We start from the raw sequence: 3,093 nt of genomic DNA, 5'->3' as shown, positions 1-3,093 counted from the left end.
GCCCTGGTCGAGCGCGACGCCGACGCCAAGCTGGCGCGCGGGGCGCTGCACTTCTCCTGGCTCAGCTCGCTGCTGGACGAGTACCGGATACGCGTCCCGCACCTGGGCCGGTTCGCCGGTCGGCACCACTCCCACCTGGTCTCCGAGTTCCAGGAGGGGGACGCATCGCACTTCCGGCTCAACGCGCGGCGCGTGCGCAGGCAGGTGGCCGAACGGCTGCGCGCTGCCCGTGACGCGCACCCCGACCAGAACGAGGTGGTCCGGGCCGAGGCGAAGCGCAAGCGCGGCCACATGCCGTTGCGCAAGCTGGTCGCCAAGGCTCCGGACGTCCTGCTGGCGGCACGGCCGTGCTGGGCGATGTCGCCGATCGTGGTGAGCAGGCTGCTGCCAGCGGAGCGGCTGTTCGACCTGGTCGTGTTCGACGAGGCGAGTCAGGTGGAGCCGCAGGACTCGATGACCGCGATCATGCGCGGCAGGCAGCTCGTGGTCGCCGGGGACGAGCGGCAGCTGCCGCCGAGCGCGTGGTTCCGCGCCAACCTCAACGGCGGCGACTCGGACGAGGACGAAGAAGAGGAAGGGACGGGCACCCCTCACCTGGGCGACTTCGAGTCCATCCTCTCCTGCCTGAGCACCTTCATCCCGGACAACCGGATGCTGGAGTGGCACTACCGGAGCCAGGACGAGCGGCTGATCGCCTTCTCCAACGACGCCTTCTACGGGGGCAAGCTGATCACGTTCCCCGGTTGCCGCCAGGAGAGCCCGCTGGCGCTGCACCAGGTGGACGGCCGGGTGGAGCCGGGAAAGGAGGGGTCGGCCGCCGCCGAGTCGGCGAAGGTCCTCGAACTGGTCCTCGCGCACGTCCGCACCGCTCCCGAGGACACGCTCGGGGTCATCACGCTCGGCAACCCGCACGCCAAGCGGATCGAGCACGTGCTCCGGCGTGCCGCGGCCGAGCACGAGGACCTGGCGGGGTTCACCGAGCGGATGCAGAGCGCCGGGCGCCGGTTGTTCGTCAAGAGCATCGAGCAGGTGCAGGGTGACGAGCGGGACGCGATCGTGCTCAGCCTCGGCGCCGCGAAGGCGGCCAGCGGCAGGCTGAACATGTCCGCGTTCGGCCCGATCAACCACCAGGGCGGGGAGCGCCGTCTCAACGTCGCGATCACGCGGGCGCGGAAGCGGGTCGACGTGGTCACCTCGTTCTCCCCGCTGGACATGGAGCCGAAGAGCGTCGGCGCGGAGCAGCTGCGCCGGTACCTGGAGTTCGCGGGGAACGGGGGTTCGCTGGGGCTGGTCGGCGGCGGGCTCGAGACGCCGCTGAACGGGTTCGAGCAGAGCGTCCACGACGCCTTGGTCGGCGCGGGTGTTCCGGTGCGCCCCCAGTGGGGGTTCGCCGGGTACCGCATCGACTTCGCGCTCGCGCACCGGGACCAGCCGGGCCGGATGGTGCTGGCCGTCGAGGCGGACGGGGACAGGTACCACCGGCTCGGCAGCGCGCGGAACCGCGACCGGCTGCGCCAGGAGCACCTGGAGCGGCTCGGCTGGCGGTTCCACCGGGTGTGGGCGAGCGAGTGGTTCAGCGATCCCGCCGCGCAGACCGCGCTGATCGTGCGGAGCTGGGAGCAGGCCATGCTCGACGCGGAGCGCGACGTCCCCCACCAGCCGAGGGCCGCGGCGCGCGTGCCCGACCCGCGCCAGGCAGTGGAACGCGGTGAGCGGCCGGGGTTCCTGGCCGTGAAGCGCACGAAGATCGACGACTACCGAGACCGGGAGCTGGTCGAGCTGTGCTCGTGGTTGCTGGCCGACCGGCTGCCGGTGGACCGCGACAGCCGCATCGGCGAGGCCGTCCGCGAACTCGGCTTCAGCAGGCGCACCAACCGGATGGCACAGCGCATCGGCGACGCCTTGGCGCGCGCCGAGCAGCGCTCCGACAGTCAGGGGGCATGATGTTTCCGCTGGATCCCAAGAGCGTGGAGCGGATCTGCAGGATCGCGGTCGACCAGGACGGCCCATACCAGCGCACGGGGCGCGAGGTCGAGGCGCTGCTGCGCGACGCGGGGTGGGTGGACCCGCCCGAGTACGACGGCTCGTCCAAGGTGCCGTGGCTGGTCGACGCGCTGACCGGGCGGTCGGGTGAGCGGGCGGACGTCGAGCGGTTCCTGTGCAGGCTGTGCGATCCGATCGAGTACGAGGACGGCGAGGTCGCGGCCTCCGAGGTGCGGCGCGCGGTCAACGAGGTGCTCGAGCGGGAGGGGCTGGAGGTCTGCGTCGCGGGTGGCAGGCCGGTGGTCGGCGAGCTGGGGAAGAACGGAGCGGTGAAGGTCGTGCTGCGCGTGGCGGACGTGGAGCAGCGGTTGGGCAGGCTGATCAGCGAGGAACGGTTGGTCCGACTGCTGGTGTCGAGGGTGCGGGAGAGCCAGCTCGCCGAGGCGAACGGCTCGTACCTGCTGGCCCTCTTCGGGATCGGGAGCTTCGTCGAGGGGGTGCTCTACTCGGTGCTGATCGACCGGTACCCCGAGCTGGCCCGATCGGGCTTCCCCAACGACAGGGGAAAGCGGGTGGAGGCGTCCTTCGCGGGTCTGGCCCTGCTCCTGGACACGGCGCACAGCCGAGGGCTCATCCAGCTCGACGCCAAGGACTTCATGCGCCCGGTGCGGGAGTTCCGCAACTACATCCACCCGCGCAAGCAGTTCGAGTCGGACTTCGCCCCGGACGCCGACACCGTCGGCATGTGCTGGTCGCCGGTTGCGGCGCTGCTGAACGACCTGGACCGGCTGGCCGCGCGACCGGGAGCCGAGGTGGCCGTCTGATCGACCGCCGCCGGTTCGCGCCCCCTCGGCACGGACCGGCGGCGGTCAGGTCACCGCCTGGTCGGGCCGCCCAGCAGTTCCGCCACCAACCGCCGGGCGTACGCCGCGTCCAGCCCCGTCGGGCGGAACAGGATGCGGTAGACCAGCGGGGAGACCAGGTGGTCCATCGCGGCCTCCAGCGGAGGGGGCCGCTCGGACCTGGCGCGCGCCCGGTCCAGGATCAGGGTCACCTGGTCGGCCGCGTAGTCGGAGCAGCGGGTGGCGTTCGCGCCGTCCTCGTCGCCGA

Annotated in this window: 3 protein-coding genes; 2 read left to right on the top strand and 1 reads right to left on the bottom strand. The window is 71.9% G+C overall.

Annotated features, from left to right (window positions below; genetic code table 11):
- On the top strand, nt 1–1,944 hold a 1,944-nt coding region (locus ACTUAL_RS24675; RefSeq protein ID WP_440901927.1), incomplete at its 5' end, for an AAA domain-containing protein.
- Nucleotides 1,941–2,807 carry a hypothetical protein gene (locus ACTUAL_RS24670; RefSeq protein ID WP_440901926.1) on the top strand — a complete coding sequence of 289 codons (867 nt, stop codon included), beginning with the start codon at nt 1,941–1,943 and terminating at the stop codon, nt 2,805–2,807. The genes ACTUAL_RS24675 and ACTUAL_RS24670, both read left to right, overlap by 4 nt.
- 50 nt (nt 2,808–2,857) lie before the next feature.
- On the opposite strand, the gene ACTUAL_RS24665 is transcribed toward ACTUAL_RS24670, so the two are convergent.
- A partial coding sequence (locus ACTUAL_RS24665) for a TetR-like C-terminal domain-containing protein (RefSeq protein WP_440901925.1) occupies nt 2,858–3,093 on the bottom strand: 236 nt, incomplete at its 5' end.

It is taken from the genome of Actinosynnema sp. (assembly GCF_052038725.1).
Note: the sequence above shows the minus strand (reverse complement) of the source record. Positions and strands in the feature narration are given on the sequence as shown.